The following is a 23,879-nucleotide window of genomic DNA, read 5'->3' as shown; positions in this document are numbered from 1 at the left end:
AACCCTGTGACGTAAGGCACATATATGACACTGGAAATGCAGCACACCTCCACTCCCGCACAGAGCCCCACTGCCGCCCAGGGCCCCTCTCCCCTGCAGGCGCGGTACTCGGGCACCTCCGGACTGGTGCAGCTCACCGGTATCCAGGCCCTGACCCGTCTGCCGATCGATCAGCATCGGCGCGACCGCGCAGCAGGCCTGAATGTTGCCACCTATATCTCCGGCTATGAGGGATCCCCGCTGGCCGGCTACGACCTCGAACTGGGGCGGCAGGGCTCACTGCTGCAGGAGAACGACATCCACTTCCAGCCCGGCCTCAATGAGGAGGCCGCCGCCACTGCCCTGCAGGGCACCCAGCTGGTGCAGACTCTCGAAGGCGCCAACCGCGATGGCGTCCTGGGCATCTGGTATGGCAAGGCCCCAGGACTCGACCGCGCCTGTGACGCCCTGCGGCACGGCAATATGATGGGCGCCCATCCCCAGGGTGGTGCGCTGGTTCTGGTCGGTGATGACCCGGCAGCGAAATCCTCCTCCGTGCCCTGTGCCTCGGAGCTTGCCCTGGCCGATATGGGCATGCCGGTCCTCTACCCCGCTGATAGTCAGGATGTTCTGGAACTGGGCCTGCACGCCGTCGAGCTCTCCCGTGCCTCTGGGCTCTGGGTGGGCCTGAAGATTGTCACAGCGGTAGCCGATGGTTCCTCCACTGTGGACCTGCAGTCCCTGACCGAGCTGCCATCCCCGCAGGTGCCCCAGGGGGCCAAGAAACATATCCCAACCGGTCGGCTGCTGCAGCCGACCCTGGGCCCGCTGGAACGGGATCTGGTGACCACTCGCTGGCGGATCGCCCGCGAATACGCCGCCGCCAATGGGCTGAACCAGATCGTCGGCGCCGGCTCCAAAGACACACTGGGGATTGTGGCCTCCGGCCGCACCTGGCATGAGCTGCTGGCCACTCTGGGCCGCCACGGTCTGGACACCTCCGATCTGGCCAACTCCCCGGTGCGGCTGCTCAAAGTCGGGATGCCCTGGCCGATGGAGCCGGGGATCGTCGAGGAGTTCGCCGAAGGCCTGGACGAGATCCTGGTGGTGGAGGAAAAACGCTCCTTCATGGAATCGGCTATCCGCGATGTGCTCTATGGAACCGAGGCTGCCCCGCGGATCACCGGCAAGAAGGACGACGCCGGGGGCGACCTCATTCCCGGATACGGAGAGTTGGACACCGATCAGCTCATCCGCCCGGTGGCCCGCCGACTGAAGGCCCACGGTCTACCCACCGCCGAGGATGATCTCGCCAGTGCTCCCAATGGTCGCCGGATGCTGCCGGTGGTCACCAGCGCCAAACGCGCCCCCTATTTCTGCTCCGGCTGTCCGCATAACAGCTCCACTAAACCCGGTGAGGAGGATTCCCTCATCGGTGCTGGTATCGGCTGTCACGCCATGGTGCTGCTGATGGATGAAGATCAGGTCGGCACCGTCACCGGTCTGTGTCAGATGGGTGGTGAGGGGCTGCAGTGGCTGGGCATGTCCGAGTTCATCGACCGGGACCACTTCGTGCAGAACATCGGTGACGGCACCTTCGACCACTCCGGTTCCCTGGCGGTGCGGGCGGCTGTCTCCGCCGGGGTGAATATGACCTATAAATTGCTCTACAACAATGCGGTGGCCATGACCGGTGGCCAGCAGGCAGTCGGTGAGATGACCGTGGAGCAGATTGTCGATGTGCTCAAGGCCGAAGGGGTAGCCCGGATCATTGTGACCACCGAGGAGCTGAAGCGCTATAAGAAGATCAAACTGCCCCGGGATGTCCAGGTCTGGCACCGCGACCGGATGGATGAGGCGCAGAAGACCCTGGCGCAGACCCCCGGGGTGACCGTGCTGATCCATGATCAGGAATGTGCCACTGAGCTGCGACGCAAACGCAAACGCGGCCTAGCCGAGACTCCCACTCAGCGGATCTTCATCAATGAGCGCATCTGTGAGGGCTGCGGGGACTGCGGAGTGAAGTCCAACTGTCTCTCGGTCCAGCCGGTGGAGACTGAGCTGGGGCGTAAGACCCAGATTCATCAGTCCTCCTGCAATCTGGACTACAGCTGCCTCAAGGGCGACTGCCCCGCGTTCCTGACTGTGGAGCCCTCCGGGGCGGGTATCGATAAGGACCCGCAGCTGCTGGCCGAGAACGATCTCCCCGAACCGCCTCAGCGGAACGACGCCGATGAGTTCGGTGTCCGCCTGGCCGGTGTGGGCGGAACCGGTGTAGTGACCATCTCCCAGATCCTGGCCACCGCCGGACTCCTGGCCGGCTGGCATGCCCGTTCCCTGGACCAGACTGGACTGGCACAGAAGGGTGGCGCGGTGGTCTCCGATGTGCGGTTCACCCGCAGCCGGGAAGCGACCTCCAATAAATTGGCCGCCGGGGAATGCGATGCCTATCTGGGCTGCGACATCCTGGTCGCCGCCGATGAGCCGACCCTGCAGGCGGTCTCCCCGGAGCGGACCTTCGCTGTGCTGAACACCGCCAAGGTGCCCACCGGCCATATGGTCTCCGATACCAGTAAGACCTTCCCTGACCCGGTGGCCCTCGGTGAGCAGGTGGCCTCCCGGGCCAAGCCCGGGGCTGCGATCCTCGATGCCCGCCAGCTGGTTCTGGATCTCTTCGGCAATGACCAGTACGCCAATACTTTCATCGTCGGTGTGGCCTTCCAGGCGGGGGCGCTGCCGATCCCGGCCTCCGCCATCGAGGAGGCTATCCGGCTCAATGGGGCCGCGGTGGAGAAGAACCTGCAGGCCTTCCGCCGGGGACGCCAGTTCATCGCTGACCCGCAGGCCCTGGATGCCGCCGCTGATGAGCAGCGCACCGGTGGCACTGTGACTGACCCATGGGCCGCTGAGCCCGGGGAGACCGAGCTGGAACGGCTGCTGCGGACCCGCTCAGCCGATCTCGTGGAATATCAGGATGAGGACTATGCCCGGGGTTACCGCCAGATGATCGAACGGGTAGCCGCCCGGGAGGATGAGGTGCTTCCCGGCAGCACCCTGCTGGCTGAGACCGCCGCCCGCTACCTCTACAAGCTGATGGCCTATAAGGACGAATACGAGGTTGCCCGTCTGGCCCTGGACGAGCAGGTCTCCGAGCAGATGAGCCAACAGTTCGGCGAGGGCGCAACGGCGGCCTGGAACCTCCACCCGCCCTTCCTGCGTGCCCTGGGGATGGACCGGAAGCTGAAATTCGGCCCCTGGTTCCGCCCCGGGTTCAAGGCCCTGCAGCGGATGAAGAAACTGCGCGGCACTCGGCTGGATCCCTTCGGTAAGGCGGAGGTGCGCGTGGTCGAACGTGAGCTGATCACCGAGTACCGGCAGCTGATCAATCATCTGCTGGACCACCTCACCGGCGAGAATCACACCGAGGCCGTGGCCCTGCTGGGGTTGCCGGATATGGTGCGCGGCTATGAGGATGTGAAGCTGAAGAACGTGACCGCCTACCGGACACAGCTGGCCCAGTTGCGAGAAGAGTTCGACGCAAAAACGGCGACGACGCCGAGCCCCGCCTGATAGCTGTAGGGTGTCTGTGTGCCGACTGAGTTTCACAGCACCCACACGTCTCCAATACCGGTGCCCCCGGAGATCATGGGAACCGCCCCGTGGGCAGGCTCACCGCCTGTCCCTGGTGAAGCCGCATCCTATTCACCGTTCGTGGAATTGGACCGACATGCCTGGGCACGGCTGGCCGATACGATCGAACAGCCCCTGAACCAGGAGGATGTCGACCGGCTGCGCGGAATCGGAGAGCATCTCTCCCTGGATGAGGTCGCCCAGGTCTACCTCCCGCTGTCCCGCCTGTTGAACATCTACGTGGAGAACGCCGCCCGACTGCGTGCGGCCACCAATGACTTCCTGGGTGAAATCACTCGACGCACCCCCTTCGTCATCGGAGTCGCCGGTTCGGTGGCTGTGGGTAAGTCCACCACTGCCCGCGTGCTGCAGGAGATGCTGCGCCGCTGGCCCTCCACACCGCGGGTGGAACTGGTGACCACCGATGGGTTCCTCTACCCCAATGAGGAGCTCAAGCGCCGCGGGCTGATGGAACGCAAGGGCTTCCCGGAGGCCTATGACCGCCGGGCCCTGCTGCGGATGGTCGCCGAGGTGAAATCTGGCAAACCTGAGGTGACCGCACCGAAGTACTCCCACCTGAAATACGACATCATCCCCGACGAGCGTGTGGTGGTCCGCCGTCCCGATGTGCTGATCGTCGAGGGGCTCAACGTCCTGCAGCCTGCCCGGGTCCGCGCCGATGGAACCACCGGTCTGGCCCTGAGCGACTTCTTTGACTTCTCCATCTATGTCGATGCCAGCCCCAAACATATTCAGCAGTGGTATGTGGACCGGTTCATGCGCTGGCGCTACGGTGCCTTCGCGAATCCCGAAAGCTATTTCCACCAGTACAGCTCGCTGACCGATGACGAGGCCCTGGCCCGGGCCACCGATATCTGGCAACGGATCAACGGGCCGAACCTTAAAGAGAACATTCAGCCGACCCGCTCACGCGCCCGGCTGGTGATGTCCAAGAGCGAGGACCATTCCGTCTCGCGAGTGCTGCTGCGCAAGGTCTGACAAAACACCAATATTCACCCAGGCCTACCCTGATGAACAGTACCGGCATAAACTGGCCACATGTTTAAGGGATTCTTTAAATTCATTCAGCAGGGAAATGTAGTCGATCTCGCTGTTGCCGTGGTGCTGGGCGCAGCCTTCGGCGCAGTCGTCAACGCGCTGGTTGATAACGTCCTGATGCGCCTGGTGGCTCAGGTCTTCACCGATGAACCCGATTTCGACAATCTCTGGGCAGTGACCCTCCCCGGTGCTGAGGGCCCGCCGATGCAATTCGGTGTGCTGGCCACCGAGGTGGTCAACTTCCTGATCATCGCCGCTGCGATCTACTTCGTCGTCGTGCTGCCGATGACCAAGATGATTGAGGCCCGTAATAAGGCTCTGGGCGGTCCCGAGGAGGAGGAAGACGAGAACATCACCCTCCTGAAGGAGATCCGCGACCAGCTCAAGACCCAGACCGAGGTCGTCAACCCCGCGGCCTTCGCTGCCGCAGTGGAGGCGGAGCGGAAGCTCGAGGAGGAGAAGACCCAGGCCGAGGCTGAGGAAGCCGCCCGCTCCAAGACCGCTCTCGGCAAGGCCAAGAACATCCTCTGGGGCAAGGACTGAGCTGTTCCCCTAACGTCGCGTCGTCGCTTCGCTCGCCGCTCAGGAATCCCCTCGGGGGTGGACTTCGGGGTCGTCTCCGGTAGGGGTCGGGGGCTGATCCCGGAGGTGGTCGGGGTCCATCACCCCAGCGACCAGCTCCCAGCGTTCCTCGACGGTGGCCTCATCCAGGCTGACCACGCCATCGGGGATCTCCTCACGCAGAGGGCTCAGTGGCCATATCCCATAGAATTCCTCATCATCCCGGCTCTGGTTCTCCCGGTCCACGGTCACCGGTGACCAGTCCATACCGGTGACCCGCGGCTCCTCGCCCTCAGGCGCCTCCACCTGGGCGTAGACCAGCGTCCCGGTGGCGGCCTCGGGCACACAGCAGTGCTCGTCCTGGTTGTGCAGGAAGTTCCCCATCGACCAGACCACCCACATCCCCTCTCCGGCGGGACCGCCCTCGAGCTCCTCGATCGGCTGTGGGGTATGGGAGTGGTTGCCGTAGACCGCATCGATCTCCCCGCCTGCGGCCAGCTGCTCTCCGTATTCGCGCTGCTGGGCGGTGGGTTCATCGACATACTCGGTCCCCCAGTGCACGGAGGCGACGACGACGTCGGCTCCCTGCTGTCGGGCCTCCGCTGCCGCCTCGGTCAGCTCCTCAGCGCTGAGGTCGGTGACCCGCCAGGATTCGTCATCGGGGATGGGATAGGCGTGGTTATGCAGCATGGTGGTGGACAGATGGGCCACGGTGATCTCCCGGTCTGCCCGTTCCAGGGTGTAGAACTGGGCGGCCTGGGCCTCCTGCTCACTGCGGGCGGTGCCCACATGGCCCATCCCCTGGTCCTCGAACATCTCCATAGTGTGCTCCAGGCCGGCGATATCCCGGTCCATGGAGTGGTTATTGGCTGTGTTGCAGCCGTGGAAACCGGTCTCGGACAGGGCCGGAACCAGTTCCTCGGGGGCACCGAAGGTGGGGTAGCCCTCGGGTTCGACCCCAGGTGGGGTCAGGGGGACCTCCATACTGCAGAGGGCCAGATCAGCGCCGCTGACCCATTCCTCAACCTCCGCCAGCAGGGGCCTGAACTCGTAGCCCTGGGATCCCTCGGGGTCACCGGCCAGTTCGGCGGCGGCGTCGATGACATTGTCATGGGGCAGCACATCCCCGGTGGAGACGATGGTGAACTCCACATCCCCGGACTCCTCCGGGGTATCCTCCGTGGTCTCCTGGTTGTCCTCCTGCTGCCCCGGGTCAGCATCGGTCCCTTCGGCAGGAGGTGATGTTGTGGCGGGGGACCCCGACTGCTGGTCTGAGTCGCCGTCGTTCTCGGCATCCCAGGTGGCGCAGGAGGTGGCCAGCAGAAGGGCCAGCGGCAGGGCATAACGAAGGTGGCGCCCAGAGCTAGGGCGGGGCAGAGTTCTCATCCCAGCTGAGCCTACCCCGTCGTCGACCTCATTCCGCCCGGTTATGCAGGACCGTGTTCGCAGTGCAGGAGCCTATTCGGTGCTGCAGAGTGAACAGGCGCCTGCGGAATCTGCATTGTGCCCCTGCCGGTAACCTGGGGCTATGCGAATGAGGGTGGGGACGCGATATTGCATACCGACTGCGATGGGAATGCTGCTGCTGGCAGGCTGCGCCGAGGGTGACACCCAGGACCCCGGGGGTCAGGCTGACTCCCCCGCTGAGGATGAGACCACTGCGGAGGACTCCACTGAGCAGGCCGATACAGAGGTAACTGAGGACTCTGAGGAGCCGAAGAGCACGGCCGAGCAGAGCCCCGAGTCTGAGGCTGAGCCGGCCAGTGAGGCCTCCTGGGATCCGGAGTCCATCCATGTGCTGGTCAACCGCGCCAATCCTCTAGACCCCATCGACTTTGTACCCAGTGACCTCGCCGTCGCCGATGCGCCCAATGAGTTCGGAGATCCTGAGCTTCGTGAGGAACCTGCTGAGACCCTGGAAGAGCTATTCGCCGCCGCTGAGGCTGATGGGATCCAACTATGGGTCACCACTGCCTACCGGGACTTCGAGTTCCAGCAGGCGCTCTATGACCAGTATGTCGCCGATCAGGGCGAGGAGGCCGCTGATCGGTTCAGTGCCCGCCCAGGGTACTCCGAGCATCAGACTGGCCTCGCTGTGGATGTGGCCGACCTCGAGGACCGGGACTGTTATCTGCGGGCCTGTTTCGGCGAGACTGAGGCCGGCCAATGGGTGGCGGAGAACGCACCCGAGTTCGGCTTCATCATCCGCTACCCCGAGGGCGCAGAAGAGATCGTGGGCTTCCAGTACGAGCCCTGGCACCTACGCTATGTGGGTGTCGAGACCGCCGTAGAGGTCACCGAGCAGGGCCTGACCCTGGAGGAGTACTGGGATCAGCCCCCGGCCCCGGATTACCTGGACTGAGGGATCACAGGGCCAGTTCGGCCTTGACGACATCCGCCAGGGCATGGGACTCCGATTCGGCCAGTTCCGCGGTGGTGGCCTCGACCATCACCCGTACCACCGGTTCAGTGCCTGAGGGGCGCAGCAGTACGCGTCCGGAGTCGCCCAGGCGCAGTTCGGCATCAGCCACTGCATCCTGGACTGCCTGGTGGGTCTTCACCTTGGCTTTGTCCACGCCTTTGACGTTGATCAGTACCTGGGGCAGGCGGGTCATGGCGGCATCGGCCAGTTCGCGCAGGCTCTTTCCGGTTGCTGCTACCCGGGCTGCCAGCTGCAGACCGGTGAGCACGCCATCGCCGGTGGTGGCGTAGTCGGCGAAGATCACGTGTCCGGACTGTTCCCCGCCCAGGGAGTAGCCGCCGGCGCGCATTCCTTCGAGCACATACCGGTCCCCCACTGCTGTTTCCACCAGGGAGATACCGGCGGCTTCCATACCCAGTTTCAGTCCCAGATTGGACATCACCGTCACGACCAGGGTGTTATCGGTCAGCTGCCCGGAATCCCGCAGGGCCACGGCCAGGATGCCCATGATCTGGTCGCCGTCGACGACGGCTCCGGTATGGTCCACCGCCAGGCAGCGGTCGGCGTCGCCATCGTGGGCGATACCGAAGTCTGCCCCGTGGGCCACCACAGCCTCCTGGAGGTTCTCCAGGTGGGTGGAGCCATAGTCCTGGTTGATATTGAGTCCATCGGGGTCGGCGCCGATGACCACCACATCGGCGCCAGCGGTGGCGAATGCCTCCGGGGAGCAGCCGCTTGCAGCACCGTGAGCGCAGTCGATGACGATCTTGAGGCCTTTGAGGGTGACCTCGCCCAGGGACTGCAGGAGGTGGACCACATAGCGGTCTTCAGCGTCTGAGAAGCGTTTGACCCGCCCCACCTGCTCACCCAGGGGCATCAGCGGGGCCTGGCCCATCTGGGCCTCGATCTCGTCCTCGACGGCGTCGTCGAGCTTATGTCCGCCCCGGCCGAGGAATTTGATCCCGTTGTCGGGGGCCGGATTGTGGCTGGCTGAGATCATGACCCCGAAGTCGGCGTCGAAGTCGGCCACGAGGAATGCTGCTGCGGGAGTGGGCAGTACTCCGGCGTCCATGACATCCACACCTGAGGAGGCGAGTCCGGCCTCCACTGCGGCAGAGAGAAATTCTCCGGAGACTCGGGGGTCCCGGGCGACGACGGCAACCGGCCTGCGGTTCTCAGGGGTACGCCGATGTCCCAGCACCACCGCGGCGGCCTGGGAGAGACGAAGAGCCAGGTCAGCGGTCAGCAGCCCATTGGCCTGACCACGTACTCCATCAGTTCCGAACAATCTGGTCATATTGGATGTGAGTCTAACGCTCCCAGATGAAAAATCCCCGCCAGGAGGACCTGACGGGGATTTTCGGTATCAAGCTGTGATCAACACCTCGGGCGGGGTGGTTCCACCGCAATAACCGTTCCTTGTCTGTGATTCCGGCCCTGTGCGAGACAGTGCCTATGTAGTTAGAGGTCCTTTGTGGACCGCCCTCACTGTAGAACGGGTTCGGAGCCCAAATAGGTAATGTTCTTAAAAAGAGACGGAAATGTCACCATTCTGAGACCTCCGTCTAGACACGAAAAGGCCCGCATCCTGTCAGCACAATGGCTGTGGATACGGGCCTTCTCAGCGGCTGGTCGACCAGCCTGATGGCTTCGGGGCGCCTGCCGAGCAGGGCGCCGGGAATGCCTAAATTAACGCTTGGAGTACTGCGGAGCCTTACGGGCCTTCTTAAGGCCGGCCTTCTTGCGCTCCACGGCACGGGCGTCGCGGGTCAGGAAGCCTGCCTTCTTCAGTGCCGGGCGGTTGTGCTCACGGTCGATGCCGTTGAGGGCACGGGAGATGCCCAGGCGCAGGGCACCGGCCTGGCCGGAAGGTCCGCCGCCGTCGATCAGTGCGACGACGTCGTAGCTTTCCTGCAGGCCCAGCAGGGTGAAGGGGTCGTTGACCTCCTGCTGGTGCAGCTTATTGGGGAAGTAGTCCTCCAGGCTGCGGCCGTTGATGGTCCACTTGCCGGTACCGGGGATCAGGCGGACGCGGGCGCGGGCGCGCTTGCGACGGCCGATGGCAGCACCGGGAACGGTCAGCGGGGCACGCTCTGCAGCGGGCTCCTCAGTGGTGGTCGGGGCAGATTCCGAGGTGTAGCTGGACAGCTCCTCGGTTTCAGTAAGCTCTTCAGTGTTCTGAGCCACGGTTCTCCTAATTAAGTCTCTAGAGTCGGGCCCGGATTACTGGGCGACCTGGCTGATCTCAAACGGCTTGGGCTGCTGGGCAGCGTGCGGGTGCTCGCTGCCTGCGTAGACGCGCAGCTTCTTCAGCTGAGCGCGGCCGAGCTTGGTGTGCGGAATCATGCCCTTGACGGCCTCTTCCACAGCTCGGGTGGGGTGACGCTGGATCATCTGCTCGAAGCTGATGGACTTCAGCCCGCCCGGGAAGCCGGAGTGACGGTGGTAGGTCTTCTTGGCTGCCTTGTCACCGGTGACGGCGACTTTCTCAGCGTTGATGATGATCACGAAGTCGCCCATGTCCTGGTGAGGAGCAAAGGTCGGCTTGTGCTTGCCGCGCAGCAGGGTGGCGGCGTGGGAGGCGAGACGGCCCAGGACCACGTCAGTGGCATCGATGATGTGCCACTGCGGGTCGGCGTCGCCTGCTTTAGGAGTGTACGTACGCACGGTGGTTTTGCCTTACGGTCGGTCTTCTACGGTTCAGCACTGTGCTGCCACGTGTGAGATGCGCGGCGGCATCAAGCGCTGATGCACTTGGTCTCAGATGCGGCAGCGGATTGCTGCTGCATCCTTCGGGTCGCGGTGGCTGTGATGCCCTCGCTTGTTTCAGTGCGCTGCTCGTTCCCCGGGTGAGGGCCGGAGAGATTCGAGGCCCGTGTTGTCCCTTACCGCATTCGTGGAGGCTTGAAGGCCATGCAACTGAGCCGCCTCGACACGAATCCAGGCAGGACTGGACACGCACAACAACGTTCTACTATACCGGGTTGTTCATGATAGGGCCAACTGGCCGTTGGGGCGTAGGAACTGCGGGGGCGTCGTCGTGGTCGCAAAGCGTTTCTGCATGGTCTTCAGCGCCTCCGGATTCTGGTCGATGAGTAGGTACCGGCGCCCTGTCTCGGCTGCGGCAGCCCCCAGCGTTCCGGAGCCGGCGAAGAAGTCCAGCACCCAGTCCCCCTCGGCCGAGGATGCCTGCACAATCCGGCGGATGACCCCTAGGGGCTTCTGGGTGGGGTAGCCGGTCTTCTCCCGGGAGGTGGGGCCGACAATCGTGTGCCACCAGACGTCCGTGGGCAGTTTGCCGCGGGCGACTTTCTCCGGGGTGACCAGCCCGGGGGCCATATAGGGCTCCCGATCGACCTCGGCGTTGTTGAACCGGTAATTATCGGGGTTCTTCACATAGACCAGGATGGTGTCGTGCTTGGGCGGCCAGCGCTTATTGGTGCGGGCCCCGTAGTCATAGGCCCAGATGATCTCGTTGAGGAAGCAGTCCCGGCCGAAGAGCGCATCGAGCAGGACTTTGGCGTAGTGGACCTCCCGGTAGTCCAGGTGGAGGTAGAGGGTGCCCTCCTCGGTCAGCAGCCGCCAGGCCTCCTCCAGCCGGGGCTCCAGGAACCCCCAGTAGTCGGCGAAGGCGTCGTCATAGGAGCTCAGGGTGCCTTTGATGGTCTCATAGGTGTGGCCTTTGAAGCCCACCCTGCTGGCCCCCTCGGTACGGACCGTGCGCACAGTCTGGCGGGTCATCGTCCGTCCGGTGTTGAACGGGGGGTCGATGTAGATCAGCTGGAAGCTGTTGCTGGGCAGCTTTTCGAGCACAGGCAGATTGTCCCCATGGATCACGGTGTTCGGGGCATCTGGGCTCCACAGGGGCTGCTGACTCACTCGTTCAGCTTATCCGCTCGCCGCGCTCGGGTTTGGGCTGCGCGGTCCGCCAGGAGGTCATCGGCGGGGTAGTCCACCGATTCCAGCACCAGTCCCTGGGGCGGGGCCAGGCGGACCCGCTCATTCCATTCGGGATCCTGCAGCAGTTCAAACAGCCAGCCGGGGGCGCGCCGGCCCTCCCCCACACTGATCGCCGCGCCGATCAGGGCTCGGACCATATGGTGGCAGAAGGCATCAGCGGTCAGCCGCGCGGTGATCACCTCATCCTCACCTCGGGTGATGCTGAAACTCAGCAGGTCCCGAATGGTCGTGGAGTGCTCCCTGGGACGGCAGAAGCCGCCGAAGTCATGCAGCCCCAGAACACTGGTGGCCTCAGCGTCCATCAGTTTGGCATCGAGACCGCTGCGCAGCCAGGCGGTATCGAACCGACGCAGCGGATCCCAGAGTTCCCGCCGGTCGGCAATTCGGTAGGTGTAGGTGCGGCTCAGGGCCGAGAACCGTGCATCGAATTCTGCTGGCACCTCACGGGCTGAATAGACGACGACGCCGCCCTCCTGCCTGCCGAGGACACCATTGAGTCTGCGTGTCATCGCCTCTGCGGGCTGAATCTCCCGGCCGCGGGCGAGATTCTCGAACTCCTCAGCCTCGAGGTCGAGGTGGACCACCTGGCCGCGGGCGTGCACCCCGGCATCGGTACGGCCGGCCACGGTGACCGGGACCTCCCGCCGGATGATGGTGGCCAATGCCTCGCGGAGCACACCTTCGACAGTTTGCAGTCCCGGCTGGTGGGCCCATCCCTTATAGGCATTGCCGTCATAGGCCAGGTCGAGGCGGATTCTGGGCATGCTCCAACCCTATCGATACCGAATATGAAACGTTCAGGGAGTCAGGCCGCCGCCGGCCTATTCACCCACTCCCCCGCCGTTTCACCGCCCTCCACACAGATCCCCCAAATGAAACGTTCGGGGAGTCAGCTATGGCCTGATAGGAGAACTGACTCCCTTTCCGTCTCAGCGCAGAAACCATTGTGGTTAAACGGATGATCCCCCGACCGCAATGCGATCGGGGGATCATCAACGAAGACGAGAGGAAACTACTTCTCTTCGGACTCCTCAGACTCCTCGGACGCCTCTTCCTCCGCAGCCTCGGGGGTCTCCTCAGCCTCAGTGGCCTCGGCGGTCTCCTCAGCAGCAGCCTCGGTCTCTTCAGCCTCGACCTCAGTGGTCTCCTCGGCCTCAACCTCAGCCGGCTCCACCGGTGCTGCGGCGGCAGTTGCAGCCTCAGCGTCCTGGACGACCTTCTGCTTCGGGGAGACGGGCTCCATGACCAGCTCGATAACAGCCATCGGGGCGTTGTCGCCCTTACGGTTGCCGATCTTGGTGATCCGGGTGTAGCCACCCTCACGCTCGGCCATAGCCGGTGCGATCACGGTGAACAGCTCGTGCACAACAGCCTGGTTGGTGGCGTTGTTGGCGCTGATCTTGGCGACCACCTCACGGCGAGCAGCGAGGTCACCGCGCTTGGCTTTGGTGATCAGCTTCTCGGCGTAGGGGCGCAGCCGCTTGGCCTTGGTCAGTGTGGTGGTGATCGAGCGGTGCTCGAACAGGCTGGCCGAGAGGTTGGCCAGCATCTGCTTCTCATGCGCCGGGCTGCCGCCCAGGCGCTTTCCCTTAGTTGGGGTAGGCATGTCTGTTACTCCTTGGAATGGCGCTCACCAATCTGGTCGGCGAGCACGAATGACTTCAGGTCAGGCGCTCAGTTGGAGAACTGGGCGTCCTCGTCGTACTCGTCCTCTTCAGCGGCGAAGCGGGCAGCCGTCGGGTCAAAGCCCTCCGGGGAGTCCTTCAGCTGGAGGTTGTACTCGACCAGCTTCTCCTTGACCTCGTCGATGGACTTGGCACCGAAGTTGCGGATGTCCATGAGATCGGCCTCGGAGCGGGCGGTGAGCTCACCGATGGTGTGGATACCTTCACGCTTGAGGCAGTTGTAGGAGCGCACGGTGAGCTCCAGATCCTCAATCGGCAGGGCCATATCGGCGGCAAGTGCTGCATCGGTCGGGGAAGGTCCGATCTCGATGCCCTCAGCGGAGAAGTTCAGCTCCTTGGCCAGGCCGAAGAGCTCCACCAGGGTGGAACCGGCCGAGGCCAGAGCATCCCGCGGGGACAGCGAGGGCTTGGTCTCCACATCGATGGTCAGCTTGTCGAAGTCGGTGCGCTGCTCAACACGAGTGGCCTCGACCTTGAAGCTGACCTTCAGCACCGGGGAGTAGATGGAGTCCACGGGGATCCGGCCGATCTCCGCGTCCTCAACCTTGTTCATGGCTGCCGAGACGTAGCCGCGGCCACGCTCGATGGTCAGCTCCAGATCCAGCTTGCCGTCCTCGTTGAAGGTCAGCAGCTCCAGCTCCGGGTTGTGGAACTCGACACCGGCCGGCGGAGTGATATCCGCGGCGGTCACCGGGCCGGGGCCCTCCTTGCGGAGGTAAGCCACAACCGGCTCGTCGTGCTCGGAGGAGATGGAGAGCTTCTTGATGTTGAGCACCAGCTCGGTGACGTCTTCCTTAGCACCGGGGATGGTGGTGAACTCGTGCTGGATGCCGTCGATCCGGATGCTGGTCACAGCAGCACCGGGGATGGAGGACAGCAGGGTCCGGCGCAGCGAGTTGCCCAGAGTGTAGCCGAAGCCGGGCTCCAGGGGCTCGATGGTGAAGCGGGAACGGTTCTCGTCAACGACTTCTTCAGTCAGCGTGGGGCGCTGTGCAATGAGCACTGGTGATTCCTTTCAGAGTGCATCCGCTATATGACGCATTCTTTTTTCAGTGGTCTTTCCGACGACGCCGGCACCATAGGTGTGGTGCCGTGCGCCGCCGGGATTCAGGGCTGGGGTAAGAAGCCGCGTCAGACGCGACGGCGCTTCGGGGGACGGCAGCCGTTGTGTGCCGAGGGGGTCACGTCCTGGATGGAGCCGACCTCGAGGCCAGCTGCCTGCAGGGAGCGGATAGCGGTCTCACGTCCGGAGCCGGGGCCCTTGACGAAGACATCGACCTTCTTCATCCCGTGCTCCTGTGCACGCTTGGCGGCCTGCTCGGCTGCCATCTGCGCGGCGAAGGGAGTCGACTTACGGGAGCCCTTGAAGCCAACCTCACCGGAGGAGGCCCAGGAGACCACGGCACCGGTGGTGTCGGTGATCGAGACGATGGTGTTGTTGAAGGTCGACTTGATGTGAGCCTGACCCTGGGTAATGTTCTTTGATGCGCGGCGGCGGGGCTTGCGCGCCGCAGTACGAGTCTTTGGGGGCATTGGTACTCCTGACTACTTCTTCTTGCCTGCGACGGTCTTCTTCGGGCCCTTGCGGGTACGCGCATTGGTCTTAGTGCGCTGACCGCGGACGGGCAGGCCGCGGCGGTGACGCAGCCCCTGGTAGGAGCCGATCTCGACCTTGCGGCGGATGTCGGCGGAAACCTCACGGCGGAGGTCGCCCTCGACGGTGAAGTTGCCTTCGATGTAGTCGCGCAGGGAGACCAGCTGCTCGTCAGTCAGGTCCTTCACGCGGGTGTTGGGGTCAACACCGGTGGCCTCAACGGCCTGCTCAGCGCGGGTGCGGCCCACGCCGTAGATGTAGGTGAGTGCGATCACCGTGCGCTTGGCATCGGGGATGTCCACTCCAGCCAGACGTGCCATGTGGCAGTCCTCCTTGTGTCCTTCCGAAGGTCTTCGACAGTGCGGCCCCTACGGGACTTGTGATCCTGGCACCGGAGGAGGTGCCATCGTCGGGTCTCCGGCCTTCGGCAACCGGAGGTATGCTCGCCAGCTCATTCGCGAGCTGCACTGCCTTGTCTGTATTGAGCTGTTAGCTTTGCCAGGCACGTCTCCGCCCTCATTGGGGCGGAAGCGTTCAGCCCTGGCGCTGCTTGTGGCGCGGGTTCTTGCAGATCACTCGGACCACACCACCGCGGCGGATGGTCTTGCAGTCGGAGCAGATCGGCTTGACGCTCGGCTGAACCTTCATGGCGGTTCTCCTTAGTCTGCTTTTACTTGTAGCGGTAAACGATGCGGCCGCGGGAGAGGTCATAGGGACTCATCTCCACTACGACCCGGTCCTCCGGGAGGATGCGGATGTAGTGCTGGCGCATCTTGCCGGAGATCGTGGCCAGGACAACGTGATCGTTGCTGTCCAGCTTCACCCGGAACTGCGCATTCGGCAGGGCTTCGGTGACCTGACCCTCGACTTCAATTACGCCTTCTTTTTTCCCCATACTCTCCACACACCGATCGCGACCCCCTTGTGATATCCGAGCCGACGGCACAAAATGACGACGACGCCGAAAAATCAGGGGGTCTGGGTTTCTGCTTCAGTAAGTCTCATGTGGGCACACTGGACCACAGAGACAACCAACAGATAATCGTACCCGAGTCAAGCGCAACGCGCTAGTCGGCGTTCGTCCCGGCGGCGGGCTCCCCCTATGCAGGGATGGGGACTGGGGTGATGCCGAGGGGTTCGAGCTCGGAGGCTCCCCCATCTTCGGCGGTGAGCACCCAGATGCCGTCGCGGTGGCGGCAGACCGAATGCTCCCACTGGCTGGCGCGGGAACCATCAGTGGTTACGATCGTCCAGTCGTCGTCGAGGACATCGGTCTCGATGCTGCCGCGGACCAGCATGGGCTCAATGGCCAATGCCATACCCGGCTTGATCTTCGCCCCCGGCATCCGGGTGGCGTAGTTGAAGACATCAGGTGCCATATGCATGGCCGAGCCGATGCCGTGACCGGTGTAATCCTCCAAGATGCCCAGGCGCTTACCCTTCTGTGCCTGGACGAACTTCTGGATCGCCACACCGATCTCATTGGTATGCCTTGCGGTGGCGAAGGCGGCAATACCCTGCCACAGAGCCGCACGGGTGATCTCGGAGAGCCGCTCGTCCTCGGGATCGGCGGTCCCCTCCTGGCTGGATCCCAGGATCACAGTCCGTGCGGAGTCAGAGTGCCAACCGTCGATGATGCAGCCGCCGTCGATCTTGAGCACATCCCCGGTCTCCAGCACCCGGTCCCCGGGGATACCGTGGACGACCTCCTCATTGACCGAGGCGCAGATGTATCCGGGGAAGCCGTGGTAGTTCAGGAAGTTGGGCTTGGCCCCACGGGCGGTGATGTATTCGGCGAAGACATCGTTGAGCTCCCCTGTGGTGACACCTGGGGCTGCGGCAGCGATCGTCGCATCCAGGGCACCGCAGAGGATTGAACCGGCGGCGTCCATTGACGCCAGCTGCTCATTGGTCTTCAGCTCGACCCGACGGCCCATCAGCACTATGGCAGATCAGCCCTTCAGTGTGTCCATGATGCGGGCGTTGACATCATCTACCGAGCCGAGGCCGTCGACCTGCTTGAGCACACCGCGCTTGGCGTACTCGTCGATCATCGGGCGGGTCTCAGTCTCGAAGAGCTCCAGGCGGCGGCGGATGACGTTCTCATCGGCGTCGTCGTCGCGGCCTTCGGTCTCAGCGCGCTTCTTGATCCGCTGGGTCAGCTCCTCAGTGTCAGCCGTCAGCTCCAGCACGACGTCGAGGTCGACACCGAGACGGCTGAGCATCTCATCCAGGGTGGCCTGCTGAGTGCGGTTACGGGGGTAGCCGTCGAGCAGGAAGCCCTCGGCGGCGTCGTCCCAGCTGAGCCGGTCCTCAACCAGACGGTTGGTCAGGGAGTCGGGAACCAGATCGCCGGCATCAACGTAGTTCTTGGCCTCTTTGCCAAGTTCGGTCTCGCCCTTGATGTTGGCCCGGAAGATATCACCGGTGGAGATGGCGACGATGCCCAGCTTCTCGGAGATCAGCTTGGCCTGGGTTCCCTTGCCGGAGCCCTGGGGGCCGACAATCAGCATTCGCGTCATCGCAGCAGTCCTTCGTAGTTGTGTTGTTCCATCTGAGCGTTGATCTGCTTGACGGTGGTCAGACCCACGCCAACCATAATCAGAATTGAGGTTCCGCCGAACGGGAAGTTCTGGTCAGCGCCGATGAGCACAAAGGCGATCAGCGGGATCAGCGCGATGAAGCCCAGATACAGCGCACCTGGGAAGGTGATGCGGCTGATGACGTAGGCGAGGTAGCCCTCTGTGGGCTTGCCGGCGCGGATGCCGGGGATGAAGCCACCGTATTTACGCATGTTCTCGGCCACCTCATTGGGGTTGAAGGTGATCGAGACGTAGAAGTAGGTGAACCCGACGGTCATCAGGAAGAAGGTGGCCATATAGACCGGGTGGGCGCCGTCGAAGTACTGGCTGAGGAATACGAAGATTCCGGAGGGCTCCTCGCCGGGGGCCGGCTGGTTGAACTGCATGGCCACCGAGGGCAGCATCAGCACCGAGGAGGAGAAGATCACCGGGATAACACCGGCCATATTCACCTTGATCGGGATGTAGGTGCTGGTTCCACCGACAGTGCGGCGGCCGACCTGCTTCTTGGCGTACTGCACAGGTACTCGGCGCTGGGACTGCTCGACGAAGACGATGGCAGCGACCAGGATCATACCGATCACACAGACGGCGGTGAAGACTCGCCAGTCCTGCTCGGTCCAGATCTGGTGCATGGAGCCGGGGAAGCCGGCGGCGATGGCGACGAAGATCAGGATGGACATGCCGTTGCCGACACCGCGTTCGGTGATCTGCTCGCCGAGCCACATGATCATGGCAACACCGGTGGTCATCACCAGGATCATCAGCAGGATGACCGGCATGGAGTCATTGGGGATGATCTGGCCGGGCTCACAGCCGAGCAGGGCACCGGAGCGGGCCATGGTCACCAGAACGGTCGCGTTCAGGGTGGCCAGTGCCAGGGTGAGGTACCGGGTGTACTGGGTGAGTTTGGCCTGGCCCTGTGCACCTTCGCGCTGCAGCGATTCGAAGCGCGGGATAACCACACGCAGCAGCTGCACGATAATAGCGGCGGTGATGTAGGGCATGATGCCTAGGGCAAAGACGGAGACCTGCAGCATGGCGCCGCCGGAGAACATGTTGACGAACGCGTAGAGTCCGCCCTCGGTGTTCCCCAGGGCAAGGCACTCTTGGACCCCGGTGTAGTTGACTCCCGGGGCAGGGATAAACGCACCGATCCGGTAGATCGTGATGATCCCGAGCGTAAACAGGATCTTCATGCGCAGATCGGGTGAAGCAAACACCCTAGCAATTGCGCTGAACAAGCGTCCTCCTCATTTGGGCACGGCGGGCGAGCGGGCCGACCACATAATCTCAGTCATCCTAACCTGGACCAGCGCCGAGGCAAGAATCCTACAAAATGAGTTCAGCCCCCGCCCAAAGAGAGCGGGGGCTGAACACTAGTTCATATGGAGTTTCACTCCGCGGCGGGAGCGGCCTTCAGGGGCAGCTTCTCCACGGAACCGCCGGCTGCGGTGATCTTCTCCTCGGCGGATGCGGAGAAGGCGTGAGCCTTCACCTGCACTGCCACGGAGATCTCACCGGAGCCGAGAACCTTCACCGGCTGGCCCTTGCGAGCAACACCCTTGGCGATGAGGTCATCTGCAGTGACCTCGCCGCCGGAGGGGAAGAGCTCGGACAGCTTGTTCAGGTTCACCGGGGAGTACTCCACGCGGAAGGGGTTCTTGAACCCGCGCAGCTTCGGGAGGCGCATGTGCAGCGGCAGCTGCCCGCCCTCGAAGCCGGGGCGCACCTGGTAGCGAGCCTTGGTTCCCTTGGTGCCTCGACCTGCAGTCTTACCCTTGGAGGCCTCACCGCGACCCACGCGCTGGCGGGCCTTCCGGGAGCCGGGGGCAGGCTTGAGGTCGTGCAGCTTCAGGACCTCGGACTCAGCAGGAGTGTTCTCTGCCATCACTTGGCCTCCTCAACTTTCACGAGATGCTTGACAGTGTTCAGCATGCCCACGGTCACAGCGTCAGCTTCGCGGACCACAGTGTGGCCGATCCGCTTCAGGCCCAGGGACCGCACGGTCTCGCGGTGGTTGGGCTTGGCGCCGATGGTGGACTTGATCTGAGTGATCTCCAGCTTGGCGTCGGAGACCTTCAGATCCTTCGCAGTGCTGTAGTGGATGGTGGTAGCCATTGCTATGCACCTGCCTTCTGTGCTTTAGCCTCGCGGTCGGCAGCCATGGTCCGCAGCATCGGTGCGGGAGCAACCTCGTCGAGGGCCTTGCCACGGCGGGCAGCGACAGCCTCAGGCTCTTCGAGCTGCTTGAGGGCGTCGATGGTGCCGTGAACGATGTTGATGGCGTTGACCGAGCCCATGGACTTGGTCAGCACATCGTGAATACCGGCGCACTCCAGCACGGCACGCACCGGACCACCGGCGATCACACCGGTACCGGCGGATGCCGGTCGCAGCAGCACAACACCGGCAGCATCCTCGCCCTTGACCAGGTGCGGGATGGTGGAGCCGACGCGGGGGACGCGGAAGAAGTTCTTCTTAGCTTCCTCGACACCCTTCTGGATGGCGGCGGGGACCTCTTTGGCCTTGCCGTAGCCGACACCGACAGTGCCGTCGCCGTCGCCGACGACGACCAGTGCGGTGAAGCTGAACCGACGGCCACCCTTGACGACCTTGGAGACGCGGTTGATGGTCACAACGCGCTCGAGGAACTTATCCCGATCGTCGTCGCGTCCGCCGCGTCCGCGGCCCTCGCCACGGCCCCGTCCACGTCCGCGGCCTTCGCCACGTCCGCCACGGTCACCGCGGTTGTCTTTGTTCTGCTCGCCGGCGGACTGCGTCTGCTCGGCAGCCTCAGCGGCGTTGTTCTCGGTGGACTCAGTCACTGAGGGGTCCTTCTGGTTGGTTGCGTTCTCGCTCACAGCTTCAGACCGCCTTCCCGGGCACCGTCGGCGACGGCGGCCACGCGGCCGTGGTACTTATTGCCGCCGCGGTCGAAGACCACAGCTTCAATGCCGGCTGCCTTGGCGCGCTCAGCGATCAGCTCGCCGATCTTCTTAGCCTTGGCGGTCTTGTCGCCGTCGAAGCTGCGCAGGTCAGCTTCCATAGTGGTTGCCGAAACAACGGTCTTGCCCTCGAGGTCGTTGACGACCTGGGCGACCATGTGACGGGAGGAGCGGTTGACCACCAGGCGCGGACGCTCAGCGGTGCCGTGAACCTTCTTACGCAGGCGCAGGTGGCGCCGGCCGCGGGCAGCGGACTTGGACTTGCCCTTGATACCGATAGCCATGGTTTACTTACCTGCCTTTCCGGCCTTGCGGCGAATCTGCTCGCCTTCGTAGCGCACGCCCTTGCCCTTATACGGGTCAGGCTTGCGCAGCTTGCGGATATTTGCGGCGACCTCGCCGACCTGCTGCTTGTCGATGCCGGAGACGGCCAGCTTATTGGCACCCTCCACGGAGAAGGTGATGCCCTCAGGGGCCTCCACCGGAACCGGGTGGGAGTAGCCGAGTGCGAACTCGAGGTCCTTGCCCTTGGCCTGGACGCGGTAACCGGTACCGACGATCTCCAGCTTCTTGGTGAAGCCTTCGGTGACGCCGATGATCATGTTGTCGATCAGGCTGCGGGTCAGACCGTGCAGGGAGCGGAACTCGCGCTCATCGTTGGGACGGGTCACCGTAAGGGTGCCGTCCTCAATCTCCACGGTGATGCCCTCTGCGATAGTGCGGGAGAGCTCGCCCTTGGAGCCTTTGACGCTGATCTCGCGGCCGTCGATGTTGACTTCGACGCCGGAGGGGATGGTGATCGGAAGACGACCGATGCGTGACATAGTGCTTCAGACTCCTTCCGGGTTACCAGACGTAGGCGAGGACTTCCCCACCCACACCCTTCTTGCCTGCCTGCCGGTCGGTGAGCAGACCGGAGGAAGTGGACAGGATAGCGATGCCCAGGCCGCCCAGTACGTGGGGCAGGTTGTTGGACTTCGCGTAGACGCGCAGACCGGGCTTGGAGATGCGCTTGAGGCCAGCGATGGACCGCTCGCGGTTGGGGCCGAACTTGAGGTCGATGACCAGGGTCTTGCCGACCTCAGCCTCTTCCTCGCGGTAGTCGGTGATGTAGCCCTCAGCCTTGAGAATGTCGGCGATCCGGACCTTCAGCTTGGAGCTGGGCATGGAGACCTGGTCGTGGAAAGCCGAGTTGGCGTTGCGCAGACGGGTAAGCATGTCTGCGACGGGGTCAGTCATTGTCATATCAGGCGTTACGCCCTTCCTCGCGGTGGTTTCCGCGCTCCGGAACTCCCCAGCGTTCTGAGGCTCTGGTGCGCGGACCTCCCACGTAGTACTTACTGTTCGGTCTTGAACGGGAAGCCCAGTGCGCGCAGCAGCGCCCGGCCTTCGTCGTCGGTGGTTGCGGTGGTCACCACAGTGATGTCCATACCGCGCGGACGATCGATCTTGTCCTGGTTGATCTCGTGGAACACCGACTGCTCAGTGAGCCCGAAGGTGTAGTTGCCGTTGCCGTCGAACTGCCGGTCGCTGAGGCCGCGGAAGTCGCGGATACGAGGCAGCGCGAAGGTCACGAGGCGGTCCAGGAACTCCCACATGCGGTCGCCACGCAGGGTGGTGTGCGCACCGATGGGCTGGCCCTCACGCAGCTTGAACTGTGCGATGGACTTCTTGGCCCGGGTGACCTTGGGCTTCTGACCGGTGATGTTGGTGAGGTCCTCCACAGCGCCCTGGATGAGCTTGGAGTCGCGAGCTGCCTCGCCGACACCCATGTTCACCACGACCTTGACCAGGCCGGGGACCTGCATCACGTTGCCGTAGTTGAACTCGTTCTGCAGGGACTCACGGATCTCTTCGCGGTACTTGGTCTTCAGGCGGGGAGTGATCTTGGTGGCAGTCTCGGTCATGACAGCTCCTTCCCGGAGGCCTTGGCGTAACGGACCTTCTTCAGCTCGCCGTCGACCTCTTCGAACCGGTAACCCACGCGGGTGGGCTTCTCGGTCTCGGGGTCGATCACAGCCACATTGGAGATGTGGATGGGAGCCTCGGACTCAACGATGCCGCCTTCGGTCTGACCGAACTGGCCGGCACGCAGGTGCTTCTTGACCCGGTTGATACCTTCGACGATCACGCGGTCCTTCTTGGGCAGGACCTGCAGAACCTTGCCCTGCTTGCCCTTGTCCTTACCGGTGAGCACCTGGACCAGGTCGTCTTTTTTGATCTTTGCCATGGTTACAGCACCTCCGGAGCCAGGGAGACGATCTTCATGAACTTCTTATCGCGAAGCTCACGGCCGACGGGTCCGAAGATACGGGTACCGCGCGGCTCAGGGGTGTCGCCCTTGAGGATCACGGCAGCGTTCTCATCGAAGCTGATGTAGGAGCCGTCGTTGCGGCGGGTCTTCTTCTTGGAACGGACGACGACGGCCTTGACCACATCGCCCTTCTTCACGTTACCGCCGGGGATAGCGTCCTTGACGGTGGCGACGAATGTATCGCCGATACCTGCATAGCGGCGTCCGGATCCACCGAGCACGCGAATGACAAGGATCTCCTTGGCACCGGTGTTATCGGCGATCTTCAGCCGCGATTCCTGCTGAATCACTTATTTTCTCCTGTCTCACTGGTTCTCACCGGTTCCCGGCGAGCCTTGTGGAACGTTCAATCGAAAGGAACTCCCCCACCGCTTTCCCACACGGTTTCTCCTCGTGGAGGATGTTGTGAACCGGATGGCCGAGGCGGCCTTGGGGGACGCGCGCTGTCCGCGGCGGCTCTTGAGCCAACGCACACGGGCGCACAGCCTCAATATCATACCCTAAAACGCACAAGAGCCCCAACTCGCCGAAGCGGGCTGGGGCTCTTGCTGCTCTGGGCCTTGCGGGAGAGGAGGTTTACTTGGCCTTCTCGATGACCCGCACCAGGCGCCAGCGCTTGGTCTTGGACAGCGGACGAGTCTCGGAGATCAGCACGGTGTCACCGATGCCGGCCTCGCCGTTCTCGTCATGAGCCTTGAACTTGGAGTGCCGCTTCATGACCTTCCCGTACAGGGAGTGCTTCTTGCGGTCCTCGACCTCCACCACGATGGTCTTCTCCATTTTGTCGGAGACGACGACGCCGCGCAGGTTCTTGCGGTAGTTACGGTCAGCGCTGGTGTGGTCCTTATTGCGCTGTGGGGTTTCAGCGGTCTCGCTCATGCGGACTCCTCCTCGGTCTCTTCTGCCTCAGCCGGGGCGTCCACGGCTTCACGGATGCCGAGCTCACGCTCACGCAGCACCGTGTAGATCCGGGCGATGTCACGCTTGACTGCCTTGATCCGGGCGGAGTTCTCCAGCTGCCCGGTGGCGGCCTGGAAACGGAGGTTGAACAGCTCCTCCTTGGCTCCGCGCAGCTTCTCGCTGAGCTCGGCCTCATCCATCACCGCGAGCTTGTCGATGGTCAAGTCTTTGGATCCGACTGCCAT

The 23,879-nt window shown here is 63.4% G+C and carries 30 protein-coding genes; 4 read left to right on the top strand and 26 right to left on the bottom strand.

The features are described 5' to 3' along the window. Positions 1-24 precede the first annotated feature (24 nt). The 3 genes from HGQ17_RS03560 to mscL all read left to right on the top strand — a co-directional run bounded on the left by HGQ17_RS03560 (position 25) and on the right by mscL (position 5,211). The gene (locus tag HGQ17_RS03560) at positions 25-3,549 is read left to right on the top strand and encodes an indolepyruvate ferredoxin oxidoreductase family protein (RefSeq protein ID WP_168886594.1); all 3,525 of its coding nucleotides are present in this window, start codon (positions 25-27) and stop codon (positions 3,547-3,549) included. A 75-nt stretch (positions 3,550-3,624) separates the two neighbouring features. Continuing rightward, the gene (gene coaA / locus HGQ17_RS03555; RefSeq protein WP_168886593.1) at positions 3,625-4,608 is read left to right on the top strand and encodes a type I pantothenate kinase; all 984 of its coding nucleotides are present in this window, start codon (positions 3,625-3,627) and stop codon (positions 4,606-4,608) included. 60 nt (positions 4,609-4,668) lie between these two features. Continuing rightward, a complete protein-coding gene (gene mscL / locus HGQ17_RS03550) occupies positions 4,669-5,211 on the top strand; it encodes a large conductance mechanosensitive channel protein MscL (protein ID WP_168886592.1) in 543 nt (180 codons plus the stop codon). A gap of 39 nt (positions 5,212-5,250) precedes the next feature. Here mscL and HGQ17_RS03545 read toward each other — a convergent pair whose 3' ends face one another. Next, positions 5,251-6,615: a CapA family protein gene (locus HGQ17_RS03545; protein ID WP_168886591.1), complete on the bottom strand. Its 1,365-nt coding sequence runs from the start codon at positions 6,613-6,615 to the stop codon at positions 5,251-5,253. A gap of 184 nt (positions 6,616-6,799) precedes the next feature. Here HGQ17_RS03545 and HGQ17_RS03540 point away from each other — a divergent pair, with 184 nt between their 5' ends. Further along, entirely contained in the window at positions 6,800-7,591 is a 792-nt protein-coding gene (locus HGQ17_RS03540; RefSeq protein WP_168886590.1) for a M15 family metallopeptidase, read from the top strand. 4 nt (positions 7,592-7,595) lie between these two features. On the opposite strand, the gene glmM is transcribed toward HGQ17_RS03540, so the two are convergent. The 25 genes from glmM to rpmC all read right to left on the bottom strand — a co-directional run bounded on the left by glmM (position 7,596) and on the right by rpmC (position 23,879). Continuing rightward, positions 7,596-8,948 carry a phosphoglucosamine mutase gene (glmM, locus tag HGQ17_RS03535; RefSeq protein ID WP_168886589.1) on the bottom strand — a complete coding sequence of 451 codons (1,353 nt, stop codon included), beginning with the start codon at positions 8,946-8,948 and terminating at the stop codon, positions 7,596-7,598. 392 nt (positions 8,949-9,340) lie between these two features. Beyond that, positions 9,341-9,838 (bottom strand): 30S ribosomal protein S9, encoded by a 498-nt coding sequence (rpsI, locus tag HGQ17_RS03530; protein ID WP_168886588.1) that lies wholly within the window; start codon positions 9,836-9,838, stop codon positions 9,341-9,343. Positions 9,839-9,874: 36 nt separating this feature from the next. Next, positions 9,875-10,318: a 50S ribosomal protein L13 gene (gene rplM / locus HGQ17_RS03525; RefSeq protein ID WP_168886587.1), complete on the bottom strand. Its 444-nt coding sequence runs from the start codon at positions 10,316-10,318 to the stop codon at positions 9,875-9,877. Between the two features lie 321 nt (positions 10,319-10,639). Next, positions 10,640-11,530 (bottom strand): DNA-methyltransferase, encoded by an 891-nt coding sequence (locus tag HGQ17_RS03520; RefSeq protein WP_168886586.1) that lies wholly within the window; start codon positions 11,528-11,530, stop codon positions 10,640-10,642. Beyond that, positions 11,527-12,375, bottom strand: coding sequence for a tRNA pseudouridine(38-40) synthase TruA (gene truA / locus HGQ17_RS03515; RefSeq protein ID WP_168886585.1), 849 nt, complete (start codon positions 12,373-12,375; stop codon positions 11,527-11,529). The genes HGQ17_RS03520 and truA overlap by 4 nt, the downstream gene beginning before the upstream one ends. Positions 12,376-12,623: 248 nt before the next feature. Further along, positions 12,624-13,217, bottom strand: a complete 594-nt coding sequence (rplQ, locus tag HGQ17_RS03510; RefSeq protein ID WP_168886584.1) for a 50S ribosomal protein L17 — start codon at positions 13,215-13,217, stop codon at positions 12,624-12,626. Between the two features lie 68 nt (positions 13,218-13,285). Then, positions 13,286-14,299 (bottom strand): DNA-directed RNA polymerase subunit alpha, encoded by a 1,014-nt coding sequence (locus tag HGQ17_RS03505; RefSeq protein ID WP_168886583.1) that lies wholly within the window; start codon positions 14,297-14,299, stop codon positions 13,286-13,288. Between the two features lie 128 nt (positions 14,300-14,427). Further along, a complete protein-coding gene (gene rpsK / locus HGQ17_RS03500; protein ID WP_168886582.1) occupies positions 14,428-14,829 on the bottom strand; it encodes a 30S ribosomal protein S11 in 402 nt (133 codons plus the stop codon). Between the two features lie 12 nt (positions 14,830-14,841). Continuing rightward, the gene (rpsM, locus tag HGQ17_RS03495; protein WP_168886581.1) at positions 14,842-15,210 is read right to left on the bottom strand and encodes a 30S ribosomal protein S13; all 369 of its coding nucleotides are present in this window, start codon (positions 15,208-15,210) and stop codon (positions 14,842-14,844) included. A 214-nt stretch (positions 15,211-15,424) separates the two neighbouring features. Next, positions 15,425-15,538 carry a 50S ribosomal protein L36 gene (rpmJ, locus tag HGQ17_RS03490; RefSeq protein WP_044493916.1) on the bottom strand — a complete coding sequence of 38 codons (114 nt, stop codon included), beginning with the start codon at positions 15,536-15,538 and terminating at the stop codon, positions 15,425-15,427. A 22-nt stretch (positions 15,539-15,560) separates the two neighbouring features. Continuing rightward, positions 15,561-15,785 carry a translation initiation factor IF-1 gene (gene infA / locus HGQ17_RS03485; protein WP_168886580.1) on the bottom strand — a complete coding sequence of 75 codons (225 nt, stop codon included), beginning with the start codon at positions 15,783-15,785 and terminating at the stop codon, positions 15,561-15,563. A 205-nt stretch (positions 15,786-15,990) separates the two neighbouring features. Then, positions 15,991-16,827 (bottom strand): type I methionyl aminopeptidase, encoded by an 837-nt coding sequence (gene map / locus HGQ17_RS03480; RefSeq protein ID WP_211090402.1) that lies wholly within the window; start codon positions 16,825-16,827, stop codon positions 15,991-15,993. Between the two features lie 15 nt (positions 16,828-16,842). After that, positions 16,843-17,412: an adenylate kinase gene (locus HGQ17_RS03475; protein WP_168886578.1), complete on the bottom strand. Its 570-nt coding sequence runs from the start codon at positions 17,410-17,412 to the stop codon at positions 16,843-16,845. After that, positions 17,409-18,716, bottom strand: coding sequence for a preprotein translocase subunit SecY (gene secY, locus HGQ17_RS03470; protein ID WP_168886577.1), 1,308 nt, complete (start codon positions 18,714-18,716; stop codon positions 17,409-17,411). The genes HGQ17_RS03475 and secY overlap by 4 nt, the downstream gene beginning before the upstream one ends. Before the next feature lie 152 nt (positions 18,717-18,868). Continuing rightward, complete coding sequence (rplO, locus tag HGQ17_RS03465; RefSeq protein WP_168886576.1) at positions 18,869-19,363, bottom strand: 50S ribosomal protein L15; 495 nt, start codon at positions 19,361-19,363, stop codon at positions 18,869-18,871. After that, entirely contained in the window at positions 19,363-19,593 is a 231-nt protein-coding gene (gene rpmD, locus HGQ17_RS03460; protein WP_168886575.1) for a 50S ribosomal protein L30, read from the bottom strand. The genes rplO and rpmD overlap by 1 nt, the downstream gene beginning before the upstream one ends. A 2-nt stretch (positions 19,594-19,595) precedes the next feature. Then, positions 19,596-20,336, bottom strand: a complete 741-nt coding sequence (gene rpsE, locus HGQ17_RS03455) for a 30S ribosomal protein S5 (RefSeq protein ID WP_168886574.1) — start codon at positions 20,334-20,336, stop codon at positions 19,596-19,598. Next, a complete protein-coding gene (gene rplR / locus HGQ17_RS03450; RefSeq protein WP_168886573.1) occupies positions 20,333-20,704 on the bottom strand; it encodes a 50S ribosomal protein L18 in 372 nt (123 codons plus the stop codon). The genes rpsE and rplR overlap by 4 nt, the downstream gene beginning before the upstream one ends. A 3-nt stretch (positions 20,705-20,707) precedes the next feature. Next, complete coding sequence (gene rplF, locus HGQ17_RS03445; RefSeq protein ID WP_168886572.1) at positions 20,708-21,244, bottom strand: 50S ribosomal protein L6; 537 nt, start codon at positions 21,242-21,244, stop codon at positions 20,708-20,710. Positions 21,245-21,266: 22 nt separating this feature from the next. Continuing rightward, positions 21,267-21,665 (bottom strand): 30S ribosomal protein S8, encoded by a 399-nt coding sequence (gene rpsH / locus HGQ17_RS03440; RefSeq protein WP_168886571.1) that lies wholly within the window; start codon positions 21,663-21,665, stop codon positions 21,267-21,269. Between the two features lie 92 nt (positions 21,666-21,757). Continuing rightward, positions 21,758-22,327: a 50S ribosomal protein L5 gene (rplE, locus tag HGQ17_RS03435; RefSeq protein ID WP_168886570.1), complete on the bottom strand. Its 570-nt coding sequence runs from the start codon at positions 22,325-22,327 to the stop codon at positions 21,758-21,760. Then, positions 22,324-22,650 carry a 50S ribosomal protein L24 gene (rplX, locus tag HGQ17_RS03430; RefSeq protein WP_168886569.1) on the bottom strand — a complete coding sequence of 109 codons (327 nt, stop codon included), beginning with the start codon at positions 22,648-22,650 and terminating at the stop codon, positions 22,324-22,326. The genes rplE and rplX overlap by 4 nt, the downstream gene beginning before the upstream one ends. Positions 22,651-22,652: 2 nt before the next feature. Next, positions 22,653-23,024 (bottom strand): 50S ribosomal protein L14, encoded by a 372-nt coding sequence (rplN, locus tag HGQ17_RS03425; RefSeq protein ID WP_168886568.1) that lies wholly within the window; start codon positions 23,022-23,024, stop codon positions 22,653-22,655. 286 nt (positions 23,025-23,310) lie between these two features. Further along, on the bottom strand, positions 23,311-23,613 hold the full coding sequence (gene rpsQ, locus HGQ17_RS03420; protein ID WP_168886567.1) for a 30S ribosomal protein S17: 303 nt from the start codon (positions 23,611-23,613) through the stop codon (positions 23,311-23,313). After that, the gene (rpmC, locus tag HGQ17_RS15665) at positions 23,610-23,879 is read right to left on the bottom strand and encodes a 50S ribosomal protein L29 (protein ID WP_168886566.1); all 270 of its coding nucleotides are present in this window, start codon (positions 23,877-23,879) and stop codon (positions 23,610-23,612) included. The genes rpsQ and rpmC overlap by 4 nt, the downstream gene beginning before the upstream one ends.

Source organism: Nesterenkonia sedimenti, from assembly GCF_012641515.1.
GTDB lineage: Bacteria > Actinomycetota > Actinomycetes > Actinomycetales > Micrococcaceae > Nesterenkonia > Nesterenkonia sedimenti.
Note: the sequence above shows the minus strand (reverse complement) of the source record. Positions and strands in the feature narration are given on the sequence as shown.